The sequence below is a fragment of the Gordonia sp. CPCC 205333 genome, assembly GCF_048537885.1.
Classification (GTDB): domain Bacteria; phylum Actinomycetota; class Actinomycetes; order Mycobacteriales; family Mycobacteriaceae; genus Gordonia.
This window is the reverse complement of record NZ_JBCLVI010000005.1, coordinates 414,108-427,820: the sequence shown is the minus strand read 5'-3', so window position 1 is coordinate 427,820 and position 13,713 is coordinate 414,108. Positions and strand designations below refer to the sequence as shown.

Sequence of the window (13,713 nt, the reverse complement as noted above, 5' to 3'; positions counted from 1 at the left end):
TCGGCGGTATATCGAGACTTGGTGAGGTGAGTTGCCAAGTTGGCTGGTGTTTCTCGAGTTAGGTGGATCTCGATACACCCGCCTTACCCGGCACTCGAACGATCACCCAACCTACTTCGGGTCTCGTGGCACCAGTGGCAGCGCGATCAGCGGCGTGATGGCGATGATGGCGAAGGCGAGCGGATATCCGAAGTCGTCGATTGTTGTTGCTATCAATGGGACCGCCGCCGCACCGACCAGATATTGCATCGTGTTCTGAATCGCCAGTGCCCGTCCACTCCACGATGGCCCCGCAAATTCGGCGATCGAGGTAAACGCTAAACCATTGTCGGCGACGGTGATTACCGATGCGACGACCATGATCGCGATTGCCGCCGGACTATTCCAGAGGTCAGTCACGGCAAGCGTTAGAGTCGAGATCGCTGCCGCAGCAGCGATGATACGGATCGGCCGCATCCGCGAACCCCACTGATCCGACCATCGGCCCGCGGCGATACGCCCAAGTGCCCCAACGACTTGGGTGCCGGTGACCAGCACGCCAGCGGTCACTGGTGCCCATCCGCGATCTACCATCAGCCATACCGGTACAAAGGTCCACAGTGCGATCTGCGGAATAACCAGTAGCACGCTGACGCTATGCACGCGCCAGAGAAAATCGTTGCGCCGGTACGGGTTTGGTGTCTGGCCTCCCGACGTTCCGGCGGACTGCGGCGGATCGACGATCACCGCCGCGCTCAGGGCCAACGCGATCGCCGCGACGACCGGAAAGACCGCGACGCCGGCGGCCAGGCCGAAGTGGTGCGCGAGCACGGGAATCGTCATCGCACTAACCCCGACGCCCAGCGGCTGAGCCATCTGCCGGATTCCCATGGCGGTGCCTCGCTGATCGGCGGGGAACCAGCCGACCACAATCCGGCCGCCAGCGCCGTTGGTCGACGCCGCGCTGGCGCCGGCAAGTAGCAGGGTAGTCCCGACGGCCCAGGTGGGCGCCGACATAGCCGCTGCCACAACGGTTCCGGTCGTCGCGATCACAGTGCCAGCCAGTGACACCAGCAGGATGATGCGCTCACCATAACGATCGAGTGCGGCACCCCACGGCACCGTCGTGATCATCAGTCCGATGGATGCCATCATTGCCAGCAGTGAGGCGGCGGGCAGGCTGATTCCGGCCGAACGCTGAAGTTCCGGGATTAGGAATGCGCCACCGTTGACGACGCAAGCTGTGGATAGGGCGGCGAGCATCGATACCGCCAGGATGCTCCAACGCCGGGTGGTCCCAATCGCGCTCGGAACTGTTGCGGTCGTCACATTCGCCTCCCAAATATTCGCGCATCTCAAATAATGAGATGCATGTTCCATATGTTAGAACACTGACACACACCTTGTCGAAAGGTGTCCCGGCATCTGGGATAGGCTGAATTACATGCGTTTAGGTCGAGTAGCGAGTCCCGACGGCGTCGCCTTCGTCTCTGTGGAGGGCGAACGCGGTGCCGAGACAGTTCGGGAGATCGCAGAGCATCCCTTTGGAACCCCGACGTTCACCGGTCGCAGCTGGCTGTTGGCCGACGTGCGAGTGCTTGCACCCATCCTTGCTAGCAAAGTGATCTGTATCGGCAAGAACTACGCGGCGCATGCCGCGGAGATGGGATCGACGCCGCCTGAGCAACCGGTGATTTTCATCAAACCCAACACCTCGATCATCGGACCCGAAGTTCCCATTGTGCGACCGCCGTCGTCGGAGCGCGTCGACTATGAAGGTGAGCTCGCCGTCGTCATCGGCCGCCCGTGTAAAGACGTCAAGGCATCGCAGGCGAAAGATGTGATCCTCGGCTATACCGTCGCCAACGATGTCACCGCGCGCGATCAACAGTCCATCGACGGGCAGTGGACTCGTGCGAAAGGTTACGACACCTTCTGTCCGTTAGGCCCGTGGATCTCCACCGACGTTGACGTGGCTGATGTCGAGTTGCGCACCGAGCTCGACGGCGTGGTCACGCAACGCTCACGAACCTCGCTGATGCTGCACGATGTCGGCGCCATCGTCGAATGGATTTCCCGTGTCATGACTCTGCTGCCCGGTGATGTGATCCTGACCGGGACTCCGGACGGCATCGGTCCGATGATTGCCGGCCAGCGCGTCTCGGTCACTGTGGAAGGTATTGGGACACTGAGTAATCCGGTGGTGGACAAATAATGAGAACCGCGCCGCGGACCGCCCGACTCAACGGCATCGACATTTCCTACGAAGACTCGGGAGGGGCCGGACAGCTCATCGTCATGGTGATGGGTACCGGCAGTCCGGGGCGGGTGTGGAAGGCCCACCAGCAGCCGGCTCTGGTGAAGGCCGGTCATCGGGTAGTCACCTTCGACAATCGTGGAATCGCCCCGACGTCGGAGTGTGCGGACGGTTTCACCATCGCCGACATGGTCGCCGATACTGCCGCACTCGTCGAACATATCGACGCCGGACCGGCTGTCGTCGTTGGCACATCGCTCGGTGCGCGAGTCACGCAGGAATTGGCACTCGCGCGGCCCGACGTCGTGAAGGCGGCGGTGATGATCGCCACCTACGGCCGCAGTACGCCGTTGCAGAGTGCGATCTCGGCGGGTGAACGGGCGTTGTACGACAACAAGATCACCCTCCCCAAGGAGTACGAGGCAGCGATCACCGCGCATCTCAACTTGTCGCCGCACACTCTCAACGACGACCGTTCGGCTCGCGACTGGCTCGACATCATCGGCTACTCGCCGCAGGTCGTGAGTCCGGGAGTGCGCGCCCAGTATGAGCTGCACAATGCCGAGGCCAATCGGCTCGACGCGTACCGTGGCATTACCCGGCCCGCGCTCGTTGTCGGGTTCGCCGACGACCGAACCCTCCCAATACATCTTGCGCGTGAAGTCGCCGACGCCATCCCCGGTGCGAAGTTCCACGAGGTGGCCAAGGCGGGCCATTTCGGATATCTGGAACAGCCAGCCGAGGTCAACCGAATCCTGCTCGAGTTCGTCGACGGCCTAGATCGCTGAATGTCCGCGTGGCGGGAGCAGTCGGCAATATAGTGCCTGCTGTGGCCACGGGGACACTTTCAGCAGCCATCGCCGGTGCGACTACCGTTAGGGCATGACTTCCGCAGTTCGTGTTCGTTTTTGTCCATCGCCAACGGGGACCCCGCATGTGGGTTTGGTGCGCACCGCATTGTTCAACTTCGCGCAGGCGCGGCACACCGAAGGCACGTTTGTGTTCCGGATTGAGGACACCGACGCCGCGCGAGACAGCGAAGAATCCTATGCGGCCATTCTCGACGCCTTGCGCTGGCTCGGCCTGGATTGGGACGAAGGCCCTGAGGTCGGCGGTCCATACGCGCCGTACCGGCAGTCGCAGCGTCGAGATATCCATCTCGACGTGGTGGCCAAGCTTCTGGCGGCTGGGGAGGCCTACGAGGCGTACTCCACACCCGAGGAAGTCGAGGCGCGCCATCGCGCCGCCGGACGTGATCCCAAACTGGGCTATGACAATTTCGACCGCGAACTGTCCGATGAGCAGCGCGCGGCATTTCTTGCCGAGGGGCGCAAACCCGTTGTGCGACTTCGTATGCCGGACGAGGATATCGTCTGGACGGATCTAGTCCGGGATACCATCACCGCGAAAGCCGGCACCGTGCCGGACTTCGCACTGACTCGGGCGTCCGGTGATCCGCTCTACACCCTCGTCAATCCGGTCGACGACGCGATGATGAAAATCACTCACGTTCTACGCGGTGAGGACCTGCTGTCATCCACCCCGCGCCAGATCGCGCTGTACCAGGCGCTGATCCGGATCGGCGTCGCCGACGCCGTACCCGAGTTCGCACACCTGCCGTTCGTGATGGGGGAGGGGAACAAGAAGCTCTCCAAACGGGACCCGCAGTCGAGCCTGTTCCACCATCGCGAGCGCGGTTTCCTCCCCGAGGGCCTACTCAACTATCTGGCCTTGCTCGGCTGGGGACTCGACGGTGACAACGACATTTTCTCGCTCGATGAAATGATCGCGGCTTTCGATGTGCGACAAGTGAAGTCGAATCCGGCACGGTTCGATCAGAAGAAGGCTGACGCGATCAACGCCGAGCACATCCGACGACTCGATCTCGCTGACTTTACCGCTCGACTCAAGAAATTCTTTGTCGACCGCGGCTATCTGAGCGAGCCCGTCGACGACGCCACGTTGGCGACATTGGCTGAACTGGTCCAGACGAGGATTCAGGTGCTCGACGACGCTTGGGGCCTGGTCTCGTTCATCTATGTCGACGACGTCGACTTCGCCATCGACGAGAAGGCGGCAGCGAAGAACCTGGGCGCTGACGCCAAACCGGTGCTCGATGCCACGATCGCCGCACTCGGCGGCCTCACCAACTGGACGACGGCATCGATTGAAGAGGCGCTCAAGGCGGCCTTGATCGACGGACTGGAACTCAAGCCGCGCAAGGCATTCGGTCCGGTACGCGTGGCGGTCACCGGATCGCAGGTGTCCCCGCCGCTATTCGAGTCGATGGAACTGTTGGGCCGCGACCGCAGTGTGGCCCGCTTGAGTGCTGCGGCGGACGTTGCCGGTCGGGCGTAGCGCATGCCCACGAAATAGTCGATGACCTCGACGTTTGTGCGTTTTCCCGACGGTGGTGATAACCTCTTTCTCGGCCCAATCGAGGGCGTCGGCCGACATGCTGACGGCCGAGAAGGGGTTATCCCTTGGGGTATGGTGTAATTGGCAACACAGCGGTTTCTGGTACCGCCATTCTAGGTTCGAGTCCTGGTACCCCAGCGAACACTCAATGTTCACAATGCCGTAAGGTATCGCGAGCATGTGGAAGTTCTATGGCCCCGTCGTCTAGCGGCCTAGGACGCCGCCCTCTCAAGGCGGTAGCGCGGGTTCGAATCCCGTCGGGGCTACAAGCAAAAAAAGACCCCCTCCCCTGCATATAGCAGGGGAGGGGGTCTTTGCTTGTTCAGGTGACATTTGTCGTCGTGGGCGGTTCTTGGCCGGTCACGACAATCGCGAATGTCGGGCTACAGTCCGTACGTCGCCTGAAGATTCTTGATATGCGATCGAACTTCGTACAGGTTGGAACGTTCCGCCTTCGCTATCCGAGGCCCGCGCCGCTGATTCTCAATCCTTACAACCAGCACCTCCGCGTGGCGTTCAAGTTCGTCAACTAACTGCTGTGCTTGCCGCCGCGACGTCGGATCAATTGCGGGCATCCGCGAGTGCCCTGAGCTCGTTAACCGTGGAGGTGTCGCGGGCATGTGATGCTGTGGCGAGGATTGTCGTAGCGTCGCTCGCGCTCGTCTGTGGCGGAATGAGCATGATGGCGAGCGCGTCTTTGTCGTGGATGCCGCGTAGTTTGATCACACTTGATGGCCAGTAGTAGCAACTGTCTAACCGGGCCAGGCGGTTGTCGATCTGAATGCGCGATAAACGATTTGGCCAGTCCTTGTCGGTAAACAAGACGCGCACAATGGGGTTGATCCGCTCTGCCACGGTCTCTAGGAGTGCGAGGAGCTCGGATTCCATATTTGTGCTGTATGGCCACCAGGCGCCGTCGACGGTCGGGTGGTGTTCGCTGCGCCTCATCGTGCCCTTCCGCCCTGCGCGAGCAGGGCCGACCATCGTAACAGCGGAAGCCGTATCAGACTTCGTCGTCGTCATCGCGAGAAGGTTTATCGAACGCTTGTCAGTTCCATGAGCTCGCCGACGGTCGAGTTGTCGCGCCTGTTCGATGCTGCCGCGAGAATCGTCGCCGCGGCGGGCGTGCTCGTATTGGGCGGAATGACCATGATGGTCAATGCTTGCTTGTCGTTGGTGCCGCGGAGTTTGACGACACCCGATGGCCAGTAGCGATAGCCATCGAGCCGAATTAGATGATTATCGACCTGAATGCGTGACAACGAATGAACCCAGTCGTTCTCGTGAAATACAACGCGCACAACAGGATTGATTCGTTCTGACACCGTCTCGATCAGGTCTCGGATTTCCGATTCCAATTGTGAACTGTGCGGCCACCACGCGCCGTCGATGTGGTCGTTAGTCGTTGCGTGCGCCTTGAGGGCCACGCGGGGCTCGTAGGTTATGTTGCTCGGGGGAGTCAGCGTCATCAAGACGCTCCTGTCTGCTCGAAAATCGAGCTCTTGATAGCACTCTGGAGGTTGTAGCCTTACAGCCACCTACAGTTGCGTATTGAGGTTGCCGACTGCGTTGTGTGCTTCGCGTAGTGCGTTTATCACCTCGTCGAGGATCGCCACAGGTATGCCGATTCGGCGTGGTGTGCTGTGATCGGTCAACAGTAGGGTGACATCTTCGGCGATCACTTCTCCGTCGTGACGTTGAAGCGTTTTGATTGTCGTCTCGATCTGCACCCCGCGAACTTCTGAACTGCTTTGTTCCCACCATGTTTCGGTGGTTCCATCATCGTTGCGGTAGCTACGTTGGGGGATCAACTCGGTCATCAGGCCGTTCCGTTCGAAAACAGTTGGCCGGAGCGCGCCACCCGGTCACTTTGAGCCAGGAGGGCGGGCACGTGTCCACCTTCAGAGTCCCAGTCGTGTTCTGCGGCATGCAGCAAACCCTCGCCATCGATCCGACGATGGGCCAAGACGTGAGCGGACTGTACGTTGGTTCGGCCAGCGGCACCCATCATCGCGGTATGCGCATCAGCAGGGTTGGTATGAGGTGCGATGACGGCGAGGACCAGCACCCCACTAGCGGCGACGAAACGTAGCGTGTCCGGTGGCCACACATTAAAACCTTCCAATCGCACGACACAGTCGCCGAAGACTCCTTTGGGTTGGGTGGGTCGTTCCCACTCCAGGATGCGGTAGCCGACACGTTCGAGATGAGGCAGGCGCACACTGAGGGTCTGCAGCAACTGCGGCAGTTCATCGACGAGGTTGCGGCTGTGCGGCCACCACGCCCCATCGACAACCCCTTGGCTCGAACCAGCAGGTTTTAGACGTAAACGAAGTTGGCGCGGGGGATCGAATATGACTGGTGTCGTATCGCTGGCGGCAGTCATGGTCGTTGGTTACTGGCTAGCAACACATCAGACAGTGTGCCGCCTCCTTCGGCGGCATGTGTAACCTGCCGCCACACCATGATTGCGTCTGCTTCGGCGATATCGGTATCGAGCAGGACTACCGGATGCGAATCCTCGGCGAGTATCGACGTGCGTGAATGCCGCGCCCGCCGCAGTCGGCGGCGCGCGAGCAAGTCGCCAACCGCAGGATGTTCGCCACCAATTCGACTGTGGAACAACACATCCCACTCGGCAAGCAGATCTCCCGGCACCGAACGGGAGTCCTCTTCCTGAATGCCTGACACGATTACCGTCGGTAGGGGCGAGTGCCCCGGACGCGCCTTTCGATACTCGTGCATACCGACATAGAGACGACTTTGAGACTGAGTCCACGAAATATGAGAAGTGGTGAGCATCACCGACCGCCTGACTCGCGCACCTGACACGGTGAACGAAAACCACCGAAGACGCCAACAGAAGCCCGTCAGATATCACTCCAGCTACCCCCACCCTACGCCGAGTTCAGACCAGCAGTTGGCTACCAAGGTCAGTGACTAAATGGTGGTGGGGTGACGTCGACCACGCCGACTCTGGGAATCGGGGCGGGTGTGGCAGCGGGATACTTCCCGCGGTCGGGAGCGGGTCGACAGGCGAGTAGAAGAAGACCTGGTGGGTGACACTACGGACGGTGTGCCTAACTGATCCGACTGTGCTGTAGGTCGTTGTTGCTTCGGCCGTTGTCGGGAAGGCGGTAGCGGGTGCCAGAGTTCCAGCGCCCGACGCCGGAAGGTTAGTTGGCACCCGCGCGTACGACAACAGCCCGAGCGTCGCGGGAATCCGCTGCGCGGGAAGACGCGCGAGAGTCATGGTTCGATGAGGCGGTGAAGGAGGCGAACCTCCCCATGGTCTTCACCCCGCACGAGTTGCGGCACACTGCGGCGGCACTGGCGATTTCAGCGGGTGTGAGTGTCCTTGGCGTGCAGAAGATGTTGGGCCACGCCAAGGCGTCGATGACCCTCGATGTGTACGCGGATCTGTTCGACGATGATCTTGACGCAGTGGCGGTCAGCACGGATCGGATGCGCTCGGAGGCCGTGTGAGTGTTGGGCGATTTTTGGGTGGTCGTACGCGGAAACACCCTCAAGTTGACTCATAGCGGCTCAGTCAAGTGCGTTGCGAGACAGGGGAAAAGGCTATGATCGGCTACTTCGGTTCGTCCTCTCAAGGCGGTAGCGCGGGTTCGAATCCCGTCGGGGCTACAAGCAAAGGTCCCTCCCGATTTGTCGGGAGGGACCTTTTCATTGTCTGGTTGCGCGACGATTCACACGTAGGGCGCGGTCGACCCGGCCAATGGCAGTTCGGGGAGGCCGAGCTTGCGATGATCCCACGATCGAATACGTTGTGGCACAACGCGAACCGCGACTCGCTTGTGCATCATCTGCTCGACTGCCGGCCGCAATTCTTCCGAGTACGGCCCGTTGTAGCGTTCCCACACGCTGATGCCGGCTAGTAAGCAGTGCTCGGGATCGTCGAATATCTCGGCGGTGCCTTCGATCGCGACGCCACGCAGTTTGTCGTAGGTGAGCCCGTCTTCGATGCTCACCGATACGTGCGGATTGCGGCGCAGATTCACCGCCTTCTGAGATTTGGCTTTGGTCTCGAACCAGAGTTCGCCGTCGATGACGCCGTACCACATGGCGACGAGGTGGATCCGCCCTTCGCGACCGGTGGTCGCGAGCGTCGCGGTTCGGCTGCGGTCGAGGAATTCGATGATCTCATCGTCGGTCATGACGATCTGATTGCGTTGGTTGGCACCCATATCCGCACATTACCTAGCGGTGGACCACGGCAACACGGCGGGCAAGCAAATGCTTGGTTCAACTGCCCTAGTGCGGCGCTGCCAATCGCTTGTGGATCGCGTCAGCAGCGGCGACGAGATCGGCCGCCCATCGTGCACCGGGTCGGCGACCGATGCGATCGATGGGACCTGAGACGGAAATAGCGGCCACCACTTCGCCGTCCGCATCGCGCACGGGGGCTGACACGCTGGCCACGCCCGACGCGCGTTCGCCGGCGCTCTGCGCCCAGCCTCGACGTCGGATCTCCACCAGGGCGCGCTCACCAAATGTGCTGTCGGGCAGCAATGCTCGTTGGGTTGCGGTCTCCGCCCAGGCCAGTAAGACCTTGGCGGCCGAGCCCGCATTCATCGGCAGGCGGCTGCCGACCGGGACGGTATCGCGCAGTCCGGTCGCGGGCTCCATCGCGGCGACGCACACTCGCTCGGAGCCCTCTCGTCGGTAGACCTGCACCGATTCGCCGGTGATATCCCGTAGCCGCGGCAGCACCATCAGGGCGGCCTCGTTGATGGGGTCGGTGGCGGTTGCCGAGAGCTCGGCAAGTGCCGGGCCGGGAATCCATCGACCGGCAGAATCGCGGGCGAGCATGCGGTGCATCTCGAGGCCGATGGCGAGCCGATGTGCGGTGGCTCGAGGCAATTTCGTCGCCTCGCACAATTCGGTCAGATTGCGCGGGGCGTCGGCGACCGCACGCACGACGGCCATGGATTTATCCAAAACCCCGATTCCGCTCACAGGTGCCGATGCGGTAGTCTGTCCCATAGACCGATACTAGCTGTCCATATAGTGAGATGCCAAACGATAGTCGCGGCGTTTCGTTGGATACAGCCCGCTGGTGCCGGTGCCCCGTTGACGAATAACCAAGGTGCGATCTATATGAGTAACAGCTCCAGCCACCCGCGCACCCTCGCCGAGAAAGTGTGGGACGACCATGTCGTCGTGCGCGGCGAGGCCGACACAAACGGTTCACATAATCCTGACCTGATCTACATCGACCTCCATCTCGTTCATGAGGTCACTAGCCCGCAGGCATTCGAAGGACTGCGACTGGCCGGTCGGCCGGTACGCCGCACCGACCTGACGATCGCGACCGAAGATCACAACGTCCCGACGGTCGATATCGACAAGCCGATTGCCGATCTCACCTCGCGTACTCAGGTCGAGACCCTGCGTCGTAACTGTGCAGAGTTCGGGGTGCGACTGCATCCGATGGGTGACGCTGAGCAGGGCATCGTGCACGTTGTCGGTCCGCAACTCGGCCTTACCCAGCCAGGGATGACCGTGGTATGCGGTGATAGTCACACCTCAACCCATGGCGCGTTCGGCGCCCTCGCGATGGGAATCGGTACGTCGGAGGTCGAGCATGTGCTCGCCACGCAGACACTTTCGTTGCGTCCCTTCAAGACAATGGCGATCAACGTCGACGGCGAACTGCCGCCCGACGTGTCGAGTAAGGACTTGATCCTTGCCGTGATCGCGAAGATCGGTACCGGTGGTGGGCAGGGGTACGTGCTCGAATACCGGGGCAGCGCGATTGAGAATCTGTCAATGGAAGCTCGAATGACCATGTGCAATATGTCGATCGAGGCCGGTGCGCGGGCCGGGATGATTGCCCCCGACCAGGTAACCTATGAGTTCCTGCGTGAGCGCCCGCACGCGCCGCAGGGGGCCGATTGGGATGCCGCGGTGGCCTATTGGGACAGTCTGCGGACCGACGACGGTGCCGCGTTCGACGCGGAAGTGCATATCGATGGGTCATCGCTGACGCCCTTTGTCACGTGGGGAACCAACCCTGGACAGGGCGCGCCGCTGGGCACGTCGGTCCCCGACCCCGAGCAGATAGTCGACGCCAGTGATGCGTTAGCGGCCCGGAAAGCGTTGGAATATATGGATTTGACGCCGGGGACCCCGCTCCGCGACGTCGAGGTGAACACGGTATTCGTCGGCTCCTGCACCAATGGTCGTATCGAAGATCTTCGCGTCGTGGCCGATGTACTCAAGGGCCGCAAGGTGTCTGATGAGGTGCGGATGCTTATCGTGCCCGGGTCGATGCGGGTACGCGCACAGGCGGAAGCCGAGGGACTCGGCGAGATTTTCACCGCGGCGGGCGCACAGTGGCGACAGGCCGGATGCTCAATGTGTCTTGGGATGAACCCTGATCAGCTGGCCCCCGGCGACCGGTGCGCATCGACCTCCAATCGCAATTTCGAGGGCAGGCAGGGCAAGGGCGGTCGAACACACCTGGTGTCGCCGGCAGTGGCCGCTGCGACTGCGGTACGCGGAAAGCTTTCCGCCCCTGCTGATCTCGCCTAACGACTTATTGACACGGTTTTCCACTCACTTCAAGGACTCAACAATGGAACCCTTCCAGACTCATCAGGGCATCGGCGTTCCGCTGCGTCGCAGCAATGTCGATACCGATCAGATCATTCCCGCCGTGTACCTCAAACGTGTTGCACGGACTGGATTTGAGGACGGACTATTCGCCGGTTGGCGTTCAGATCCGGACTTCATTCTCAACAACCAGCCGTGGAATTCCGGTTCGGTTTTGGTCGCCGGGCCCGACTTTGGCACTGGATCGTCGCGCGAACACGCCGTATGGGCGTTGATGGACTTCGGATTTCGTGTGGTGATCTCTTCTCGGTTCGCGGACATCTTTCGGGGCAACGCGGGCAAGGCCGGATTGCTGGCCGCCCAGGTGGAGCAATCCGACGTCGAATTGCTGTGGAAGCGGTTGGATGCCGAGCCCGGCCTGGAGGTATCAGTCAGCCTCATCGATAAGACGGTCTCAGCCGGAGATTTGTTGGTGCCCTTCATGATTGATGATTACACGCGGTGGCGCCTGCTTGAGGGACTTGACGATATCGGACTCACTTTGCGTGAAGTGGAAGCGATCTCAGAGTTCGAATCCGCACGCCCAGAATACAAGCCGACGACCGTAGCCGGGCCCCGAATTTAGGCTCCCTCAAAGGCTTCCGGCACGCTATGCCGTAACCGCGTGGCGCGTCGGGGATTTCGACGCGCCGCGCTCTAATTGGCGTGGAAGATGGACGTTTTCAAATTTGACGTTTACCGTGTTGTGGTAGCTAACCCAACCGCTGGGTTGCTGGAAGCTTGCGGAGGTCTCATGAACAAGGCAGAGCTCATTGATGAGCTGACCAAAAAGCTCGACGCGGATCGCAAAACTGCGACCGACGCCGTCGAGCATGTCATCGACACCATCGTCCGGGCTGTGAACCGCGGCGACACGGTGACGTTGACCGGCTTTGGTGTATTTGAAAAACGTAAGCGCGCACCGCGTGTCGCCCGCAACCCGCGGACCGGCGAAACCGTCAAGGTGCGTGCCACGTCAGTACCCGCGTTCCGACCGGGTGCTCAGTTCAAGGCAGTCGTGGCCGGGAAGCAGAAGCTGACCGCCTCGGGGCCTGCGGTACGTCGCGGTGGAACCGCTGCTGCCGCACCGGCTAAGAAGGCTGCGGCCAAGAAGACTGCTGCCAAGAAGGCGGCACCGGCTAAGAAGGCGGCGCCCGCTAAGAAGGCGGCACCGGCTAAGAAGGCGGCACCGGCCAAGAAGGTGACCGCGGCTAAGAAGGCGGCACCGGCTAAGAAGGCGGCGCCCGCTAAGAAGGCAGCTGTCAAGAAGGCCACACCGGCCAAGAAGGTGACCGCAGCCAAGAAGGTCGCTCCGGCTAAGAAGACGGCTGCCAAGAAAGCCGCACCGGCTAAGAAGGCACCGGCCAAGAAGACTGCTGCCAAGAAGGCGCCGGCAAAGCGCTCACGGTAGTTTCACCAGCCCAACTCAGCCCCGACGGTCTTCCCCCGTCGGGGCTGAATTGTGTTGTCAGAGAACCCTCGCTGGATCCTGAAGTCAGTCGGTGGCGGACGGCAGGGGAGAGGCGATGTGATCTGCGGCTACCATCGCACCCTCAGCCAGGGAGACAACCCAGACGCTGCCCTTACGGTTGCGATTGGCAGCCAGCCGCACTCCGTCACGCTTAGCCCACCAGTTCATCGTGGGCGGAATTACCTTGCCCTGACTGCAGACAGCGCGCACATGTGAAGTGTCACAGGCTAGTTCGGTGAATCGATCATGTGCCGCAGCGGAATCGGACCGGTACGCCTCTTCGGTGAGTAGCCTTTCGACGGCGATCTCAGTGCCGGCCCGCTCCGCGAATGGCGCTACGGTCTGGATGCAACGCACCCGGTCAGCGGCATGAACTCGCTGCGCGCCAAAGGCTTCCAGAACGCCAACGAGTGCCTGCGCCTGCTCGCGTCCGTTCTTGTCCAACGGACGCAACCGATCATCGCCGCGATACTGCGAGCGTCGCCCGGCCTTCGCGTGCCGAATCAACAGGAATGTATGCAGATCGGGAGGAAGGCTGGTGAACTGTGCCAAGATCTTTCGGTCCAGTCGATAGGTAAGGCGACGTTGCGCCTTGGCAACGTCGAACCAATCGAATTCGTCGACCTCGCGGTTGGCGACGAAATCGCCACCGGTCGCGCGCGCCGACCAATAGTGCACCCGCTTGGTCGTGTGATCGTTGAGCGCGTAGGACACCGTCGACAGATGACGGCCCAAAACACTGGAAAAGCCGGTCTCTTCGGAGATCTCGCGAGTGGCGGTCGCGAAGATCGACTCGCCTGACTCGGCTTTCCCCTTGGGTAACGTCCAGTCGTCGTAGCGTGGGCGGTGCACCAAACCGATTTGGAGGCTAGCGCCGGTGATGCGCCACAGCACACCACCGGCGGCCCATACGATTCGCCGTCCGTCGGAGGATGTTTTCGTCGTCATCGCTGCGCGAGTCTAGTGCCGCAAG

The 13,713-nt window shown here is 61.3% G+C and carries 17 protein-coding genes and 2 tRNA genes; 9 read left to right on the top strand and 10 right to left on the bottom strand.

Translation table 11 applies throughout. The features are described 5' to 3' along the window. Window positions 1–111: 111 nt before the first annotated feature. A complete protein-coding gene (locus tag AAFP29_RS19865) occupies window positions 112–1,308 on the bottom strand; it encodes an MFS transporter (protein ID WP_419219126.1) in 1,197 nt (398 codons plus the stop codon). A gap of 115 nt (window positions 1,309–1,423) precedes the next feature. Here AAFP29_RS19865 and AAFP29_RS19860 point away from each other — a divergent pair, with 115 nt between their 5' ends. The 5 genes from AAFP29_RS19860 to AAFP29_RS19840 all read left to right on the top strand — a co-directional run bounded on the left by AAFP29_RS19860 (window position 1,424) and on the right by AAFP29_RS19840 (window position 4,920). Next, a complete protein-coding gene (locus AAFP29_RS19860) occupies window positions 1,424–2,194 on the top strand; it encodes a fumarylacetoacetate hydrolase family protein (protein WP_419219125.1) in 771 nt (256 codons plus the stop codon). Next, a complete protein-coding gene (locus AAFP29_RS19855; RefSeq protein WP_419219124.1) occupies window positions 2,194–3,024 on the top strand; it encodes an alpha/beta fold hydrolase in 831 nt (276 codons plus the stop codon). Before AAFP29_RS19860 ends, AAFP29_RS19855 begins: the two co-directional genes overlap by 1 nt. 94 nt (window positions 3,025–3,118) lie before the next feature. After that, window positions 3,119–4,594: a glutamate--tRNA ligase gene (gltX, locus tag AAFP29_RS19850; RefSeq protein ID WP_419219123.1), complete on the top strand. Its 1,476-nt coding sequence runs from the start codon at window positions 3,119–3,121 to the stop codon at window positions 4,592–4,594. Between the two features lie 126 nt (window positions 4,595–4,720). Further along, a tRNA-Gln gene (locus tag AAFP29_RS19845) sits at window positions 4,721–4,792 on the top strand. Between the two features lie 55 nt (window positions 4,793–4,847). Next, window positions 4,848–4,920: transfer RNA gene (locus AAFP29_RS19840), tRNA-Glu, on the top strand. A 295-nt stretch (window positions 4,921–5,215) separates the two neighbouring features. Here AAFP29_RS19840 and AAFP29_RS19835 read toward each other — a convergent pair. The 6 genes from AAFP29_RS19835 to AAFP29_RS19810 form a co-directional block, all read right to left on the bottom strand. Further along, window positions 5,216–5,602, bottom strand: coding sequence for a DUF5994 family protein (locus tag AAFP29_RS19835; RefSeq protein WP_419219122.1), 387 nt, complete (start codon window positions 5,600–5,602; stop codon window positions 5,216–5,218). A gap of 86 nt (window positions 5,603–5,688) precedes the next feature. Then, window positions 5,689–6,123, bottom strand: coding sequence for a DUF5994 family protein (locus AAFP29_RS19830; RefSeq protein WP_419219121.1), 435 nt, complete (start codon window positions 6,121–6,123; stop codon window positions 5,689–5,691). 69 nt (window positions 6,124–6,192) lie between these two features. Next, window positions 6,193–6,474: a hypothetical protein gene (locus AAFP29_RS19825; RefSeq protein ID WP_419219120.1), complete on the bottom strand. Its 282-nt coding sequence runs from the start codon at window positions 6,472–6,474 to the stop codon at window positions 6,193–6,195. Further along, window positions 6,474–7,040 (bottom strand): DUF5994 family protein, encoded by a 567-nt coding sequence (locus AAFP29_RS19820; RefSeq protein ID WP_419219119.1) that lies wholly within the window; start codon window positions 7,038–7,040, stop codon window positions 6,474–6,476. The genes AAFP29_RS19825 and AAFP29_RS19820 overlap by 1 nt, the downstream gene beginning before the upstream one ends. Further along, a complete protein-coding gene (locus AAFP29_RS19815) occupies window positions 7,037–7,345 on the bottom strand; it encodes a hypothetical protein (protein ID WP_419219118.1) in 309 nt (102 codons plus the stop codon). The genes AAFP29_RS19820 and AAFP29_RS19815 overlap by 4 nt, the downstream gene beginning before the upstream one ends. Window positions 7,346–7,562: 217 nt before the next feature. Further along, complete coding sequence (locus tag AAFP29_RS19810) at window positions 7,563–7,907, bottom strand: hypothetical protein (RefSeq protein ID WP_419219117.1); 345 nt, start codon at window positions 7,905–7,907, stop codon at window positions 7,563–7,565. Window positions 7,908–7,942: 35 nt separating this feature from the next. Here AAFP29_RS19810 and AAFP29_RS19805 point away from each other — a divergent pair, with 35 nt between their 5' ends. Continuing rightward, the gene (locus AAFP29_RS19805) at window positions 7,943–8,140 is read left to right on the top strand and encodes a tyrosine-type recombinase/integrase (protein WP_419219116.1); all 198 of its coding nucleotides are present in this window, start codon (window positions 7,943–7,945) and stop codon (window positions 8,138–8,140) included. Window positions 8,141–8,361: 221 nt separating this feature from the next. On the opposite strand, the gene AAFP29_RS19800 is transcribed toward AAFP29_RS19805, so the two are convergent. Continuing rightward, complete coding sequence (locus AAFP29_RS19800) at window positions 8,362–8,859, bottom strand: pyridoxamine 5'-phosphate oxidase family protein (protein WP_419219115.1); 498 nt, start codon at window positions 8,857–8,859, stop codon at window positions 8,362–8,364. A gap of 67 nt (window positions 8,860–8,926) precedes the next feature. Further along, entirely contained in the window at window positions 8,927–9,658 is a 732-nt protein-coding gene (locus AAFP29_RS19795; protein WP_419219114.1) for an IclR family transcriptional regulator, read from the bottom strand. A gap of 114 nt (window positions 9,659–9,772) precedes the next feature. Here AAFP29_RS19795 and leuC point away from each other — a divergent pair, with 114 nt between their 5' ends. The 3 genes from leuC (at window position 9,773) to AAFP29_RS19780 (ending at window position 12,680) form a co-directional block, all read left to right on the top strand. Then, on the top strand, window positions 9,773–11,209 hold the full coding sequence (gene leuC, locus AAFP29_RS19790) for a 3-isopropylmalate dehydratase large subunit (RefSeq protein ID WP_419219113.1): 1,437 nt from the start codon (window positions 9,773–9,775) through the stop codon (window positions 11,207–11,209). A 43-nt stretch (window positions 11,210–11,252) separates the two neighbouring features. Then, complete coding sequence (gene leuD / locus AAFP29_RS19785; protein ID WP_419219112.1) at window positions 11,253–11,855, top strand: 3-isopropylmalate dehydratase small subunit; 603 nt, start codon at window positions 11,253–11,255, stop codon at window positions 11,853–11,855. 168 nt (window positions 11,856–12,023) lie between these two features. After that, window positions 12,024–12,680 carry an HU family DNA-binding protein gene (locus AAFP29_RS19780; protein WP_419219111.1) on the top strand — a complete coding sequence of 219 codons (657 nt, stop codon included), beginning with the start codon at window positions 12,024–12,026 and terminating at the stop codon, window positions 12,678–12,680. Between the two features lie 84 nt (window positions 12,681–12,764). Here the strand turns inward: AAFP29_RS19780 and AAFP29_RS19775 are convergent, their stop codons facing one another. Continuing rightward, window positions 12,765–13,688, bottom strand: coding sequence for an NUDIX hydrolase (locus tag AAFP29_RS19775; protein ID WP_419219110.1), 924 nt, complete (start codon window positions 13,686–13,688; stop codon window positions 12,765–12,767). Between the last annotated feature and the right edge of the window lie 25 nt (window positions 13,689–13,713).

What these genes read in the sequence shown, in the direction of transcription:
- leuC (WP_419219113.1), top strand. Translation starts at nt 9,773, where the DNA reads ATGAGTAACAGCTCCAGCCACCCGCGCACCCTCGCCGAGAAAGTGTGG.
- AAFP29_RS19805 (WP_419219116.1), top strand. Translation starts at nt 7,943, where the DNA reads ATGGTCTTCACCCCGCACGAGTTGCGGCACACTGCGGCGGCACTGGCG.
- AAFP29_RS19820 (WP_419219119.1), bottom strand. Translation starts at nt 7,040, where the DNA reads ATGACTGCCGCCAGCGATACGACACCAGTCATATTCGATCCCCCGCGC.
- AAFP29_RS19860 (WP_419219125.1), top strand. Translation starts at nt 1,424, where the DNA reads ATGCGTTTAGGTCGAGTAGCGAGTCCCGACGGCGTCGCCTTCGTCTCT.
- AAFP29_RS19810 (WP_419219117.1), bottom strand. Translation starts at nt 7,907, where the DNA reads ATGACTCTCGCGCGTCTTCCCGCGCAGCGGATTCCCGCGACGCTCGGG.
- gltX (WP_419219123.1), top strand. Translation starts at nt 3,119, where the DNA reads ATGACTTCCGCAGTTCGTGTTCGTTTTTGTCCATCGCCAACGGGGACC.
- leuD (WP_419219112.1), top strand. Translation starts at nt 11,253, where the DNA reads ATGGAACCCTTCCAGACTCATCAGGGCATCGGCGTTCCGCTGCGTCGC.
- AAFP29_RS19830 (WP_419219121.1), bottom strand. Translation starts at nt 6,123, where the DNA reads ATGACGCTGACTCCCCCGAGCAACATAACCTACGAGCCCCGCGTGGCC.
- AAFP29_RS19780 (WP_419219111.1), top strand. Translation starts at nt 12,024, where the DNA reads ATGAACAAGGCAGAGCTCATTGATGAGCTGACCAAAAAGCTCGACGCG.
- AAFP29_RS19825 (WP_419219120.1), bottom strand. Translation starts at nt 6,474, where the DNA reads ATGACCGAGTTGATCCCCCAACGTAGCTACCGCAACGATGATGGAACC.
- AAFP29_RS19795 (WP_419219114.1), bottom strand. Translation starts at nt 9,658, where the DNA reads ATGGGACAGACTACCGCATCGGCACCTGTGAGCGGAATCGGGGTTTTG.
- AAFP29_RS19855 (WP_419219124.1), top strand. Translation starts at nt 2,194, where the DNA reads ATGAGAACCGCGCCGCGGACCGCCCGACTCAACGGCATCGACATTTCC.
- AAFP29_RS19775 (WP_419219110.1), bottom strand. Translation starts at nt 13,688, where the DNA reads ATGACGACGAAAACATCCTCCGACGGACGGCGAATCGTATGGGCCGCC.
- AAFP29_RS19835 (WP_419219122.1), bottom strand. Translation starts at nt 5,602, where the DNA reads ATGAGGCGCAGCGAACACCACCCGACCGTCGACGGCGCCTGGTGGCCA.
- AAFP29_RS19800 (WP_419219115.1), bottom strand. Translation starts at nt 8,859, where the DNA reads ATGGGTGCCAACCAACGCAATCAGATCGTCATGACCGACGATGAGATC.